2 protein-coding genes are annotated in these 1,110 nt (G+C 38.8%); both read right to left on the bottom strand.

The annotated features are described in order from the left end of the window. Positions 1 to 74 precede the first annotated feature (74 nt). On the bottom strand, positions 75 to 281 hold the full coding sequence (locus QUB37_RS29745) for a hypothetical protein (protein ID WP_333168838.1): 207 nt from the start codon (positions 279 to 281) through the stop codon (positions 75 to 77). Between the two features lie 89 nt (positions 282 to 370). Further along, a complete protein-coding gene (locus QUB37_RS29750) occupies positions 371 to 709 on the bottom strand; it encodes a hypothetical protein (RefSeq protein ID WP_333168839.1) in 339 nt (112 codons plus the stop codon). Between the last annotated feature and the right edge of the window lie 401 nt (positions 710 to 1,110).

Consider the following 1,110-nt stretch of genomic DNA (forward strand, 5'->3'; position numbering starts at 1 on the left):
CCGATTGCACTCACTTTTTTCACTTCTCTGCCTTATTGCGTAAGCATTGGTTGCCGAAGGCATCGCATCCCTCTTTACAAACTGTCCGGAGTATTGTCTTTATTAACTTGATGTCCCTTGAGTTGATTGTACAAATACTCCACTACTTCACAAGTAATGTTTTTTGTAAATACGATTGTAGGTCTTTGAGCCTTAATCACATCTACTCGATAGTTTGAGCCTTCACGGTAGACGAGGTGGCAGTTGCGTAATTTAACCTCTCCAATCAATTCGCTCTCCATCTGTTCCTCCTATTTGATTTTCTAAGCACTTAGCAGAGATATATCTTGGGCAATTTACAAATAAAATAAAATTGCTCATCTCATGTTTACTAAAACCCAAACTCTTCCCCAAGTCTCCGCCTCAAATCTCCAGATAGTGGTAATTTGCGGATTTCTTGGCAAATTGCAGCATGAGATTCTACATTTTGAATTCGCTGCCTGTAAATTCCAATTAAGAGCGCTTCAAGACCGTACTTAGATAACATTTCTGTCGCTAAACCGATGATGCCCAGCAAAGCAATGCCACCGAACATTCCTGCTGGTCCACCTAACATTGCCAAAGCCGTCGTAATTGCGGCCGCTCCTGCAAAACCTGTAGTTGCCATCACAATTAGAAGTAAAATCACAGGCAATCCTAGTCCAGCAGCTTTCCTAACAAACTCGTCCATAATGTCGCTCCTAGTCTGTATATAGAGGAATTAAAAATCAGAAAGTTATTTTTTTTTGCCTTGACTTCCGTTTAACAAAGGGATTCAATTAAACAAGCCCAAAAATATTTACTGATTTCATTAATTTTTCCTAATTTATTGAATGATTTGGTATGGGTTTAAGTTTGATCTCTAGTATCTTACCTAGTCCAACTCCAAAAACTTGATAGACAAATCATTGTTACTGCGATCGCCTAGTTGAAGAGCATTGTCCATAATTTTCCTGAATTCATAACCCTGATTGCGAGCTAATACACCGCCAAGCGGAACAGTCAAAAATTGAACGGCTCTCCTGAACTTATGGTTATAAGTTTATCTAATCAGACCAGCAAGCTAATACGCGATTCCTAAAATTATTAAAA

The sequence above is a fragment of the Microcoleus sp. AT3-A2 genome, from assembly GCF_036705685.1.
Taxonomy (GTDB): domain Bacteria; phylum Cyanobacteriota; class Cyanobacteriia; order Cyanobacteriales; family Microcoleaceae; genus Microcoleus.